This is a genomic window from Pseudomonas emilianonis (assembly GCF_023072625.1).
Classification (GTDB): domain Bacteria; phylum Pseudomonadota; class Gammaproteobacteria; order Pseudomonadales; family Pseudomonadaceae; genus Aquipseudomonas; species Aquipseudomonas paraveronii.
On record NZ_JAKNRV010000531.1, the window covers coordinates 1 to 2,637 of the forward strand.

2 protein-coding genes are annotated in these 2,637 nt (G+C 66.2%); both read left to right on the forward strand.

The window, feature by feature from the left end; translation table 11 throughout:
- Positions 1–330: hypothetical protein (locus L9Z73_RS28875; protein WP_247408239.1), on the forward strand; the 330-nt coding region annotated here is incomplete at its 5' end.
- An 84-nt stretch (positions 331–414) separates the two neighbouring features.
- On the forward strand, positions 415–2,637 hold a 2,223-nt coding region (locus tag L9Z73_RS28880), incomplete at its 3' end, for a dermonecrotic toxin domain-containing protein (RefSeq protein ID WP_345894192.1).

Sequence of the window (2,637 nt, forward strand, 5' to 3'; positions counted from 1 at the left end):
GGCGCTATGAAGTGCCTGACCCCTTGTCCATTGGTTTGCACACCGCTGGCGATGGGCGGCAAAACCGGCACCGGCGATAACCGCATCGAAGCCATGGGGGCCGGCGGGCGCATGCTCAGTTCGAAATCGATCAACCGCACGGCGACCTTCGTGTTCTACATCGGCGCGCATCACTTCGGCACTCTCACCGCGTTTGTGCCGGGAGTGTCGGCGCAGCACTTCACCTTCACGTCAGCCTTGCCGGTGCAGGTGCTCAAGGGCATGGCGCCGATGCTCAACCCACTCCTGCAACCGGGCGACCCGACGCTGTGTCTGGCGGGCAAACACTGACGCCGGGCTGCACTACCTATCTGCCACCACCGCGCAACAGCGCTGAACACACTCATGGATCACCCTTTTATCAGGACCTGATCCATGCCCGCTCTACCGCCACTCGACGGCGCCTTCAACGGCGCCCACTACGCGCACATCCGCGACGCCCTACCGGGCTGGCTCACCCAGGCCTCGCCTGAACGCCTCGGCGCATTGACAGCCGCCCGCCTCAACGTCGTGAGCACGCCAGCCCCGCTCAAGGCCGCGATTGCCGAGCGCTGGCACCGGCAAAACCGGCTGGACCAACGGCTCGCCGGCTTGAACGATGTGTACGCCTTCGCCGAACCCTTGCTGAAAAACGCCCTGCGCGACTACGGCGACGTGGACGTACGCAACACCTACCTGCGCCTCTACGTCGACGCCAGCCAGGCCTGGTGGACGCTCAACGTGACCGGCGCCCAGACCAGCAAGACCGTCTCGTTGCTCGACGCGGCGCTGGGCAACTTCGCCGCCGACGACCGCTTTCTCGATTTCGCCTTCCTCGGCCCGAGCGACGTGCGAGGCCAGCGCGATGTCGTGTCGATCAGCCACCGCATCAGCGGCGCCCGGCTCACGGCGCAGCGCTTCAAAGCCATTTGCCGCCAGCTCGACATCGGCGCGCAGTATCAACTCAAGCTCAGCCAGGCGCTTGGCTTCAACCACCCGCCACTGGCCCGCACGGTTCACGACGAAGTGGTCGCACGCCACAAGGCCGCGCTGAAAAGCGCCGCGCACCTGGCCCTGCTCAAGGGTGACCTCAAGCCCGACGCCCACGGCAGGCTGCTTGAGCGGGTGAACGAGCAGCCGACGGCGCTCCAGGCTTATACCCTCAGCGTGATGAATGTCGCCCTGGTGGGCATCGTGCTGTTTATCGCCGCACCAAGCCCCCGCGTGATCGCCTACGTCGCCGAAGACCCCGAACACCCGCTCAAGGAATACCCGTCGCCGCAGGCGTTCATGGCCGAACTGACCCGTCAGTTGCGCGACCGGGCGCGCTATCAGGTGTTCTTCAGCCAGTTCGTGCCCCACGCCGAGCGCGGCGCATTTTTTGCCGGGCTCAATGCGCGCCTCAGCCACATCCAGTGGCACCAAAAGGCCCGCACCGACAGCGGGCCGAGCTGGAAAGACACGCCGATCAGCGATCCCAACCTGCACTTCAGCGTGCAACGCTGGCAGGACGACTATCGCCAGCGCCCGCCGACACCCCACGCGGACACCCTGTGGAGTTACCTGTTTCGCGTGCAACTGAACAAAATCGTCAACGATGCGCGCACCCTCGCCGTGTCCACCGCCGACGTCGAGCGCCACGCCCGCTGGGCCTGGTGGGACAACCTGGAGCAGATGCTCGGCGACATCCTCAATGCCGCGTTGCTGGTGCTGACCCCGTTCGTGCCGGTGCTCGGCGAACTGATGCTGGTCTACAGCGCGTACCAGATCATGGACGAGGTGTTCGAAGGCCTCGTCGATTGGACCGAGGGCCGGCGCACCGAAGCCTGGGAACACGTGACGGGGGTGGCCGACAGCGTGATGCAGTTTGCCCTGTTTGCGGCGGGCGGCAGTCTTGGTCAATTGGCGCGGCTCAAACGCTCGCCCTTTATCGAAGGCCTGGTCCCGGTCGAGCGGGCCGACGGCACACGGCGGTTGTGGAACCCGGACATCCGCGCGTTCGCCCAGAAAACCCCGATCCCCGACGGCTCGGTGCCCTCGCCCTCGGGCCTGCATCTGCATGAGGGCAAAACCCTGCTGGCCCTCGGCGACCAGCACCTGGAGGTGCAATACGACCCGCTCAGCGAAGCGCACCGCGTGGTCCACCCCGAACGCCCGGACGCCTACCGGCCACGCCTGCAATTGAACGGCGACGGCGCCGTGACCCATGAGGGCGAACGCCCGCGCACGTGGGAGCGCGCGCAATTGCTGCGCCGTCTTGGGCATCGGGTACAGCCGTTCAGCGACACGCAACTGGAACAGCTAAGGGTTGCCAGCGCCACCGAAGACGGCGCGTTACGCCGCATGTACGAGTACAACGAACCCTTGCCGCCGCTGCTCGAGGCCAGCCTCAAACGGCTCGAAGCGGACGAATCGATCAGGGTCGCCAGTGAAAAAATCCGCGCAGGGCACGCCTTGAGCGCCGACCCGAGCGCGGACTGGTTCGAGCAAATGGTCACCGAACTCGACGGCTGGCCCCAGGACAAAGCCCTGCAGGTGTTCCTCAAGCCCGACCTGAGCGGCACGTCGCACCGCTATGGCGCCGCGCACGCCGGCCCCGCCGACACCTTGCGCATCAGC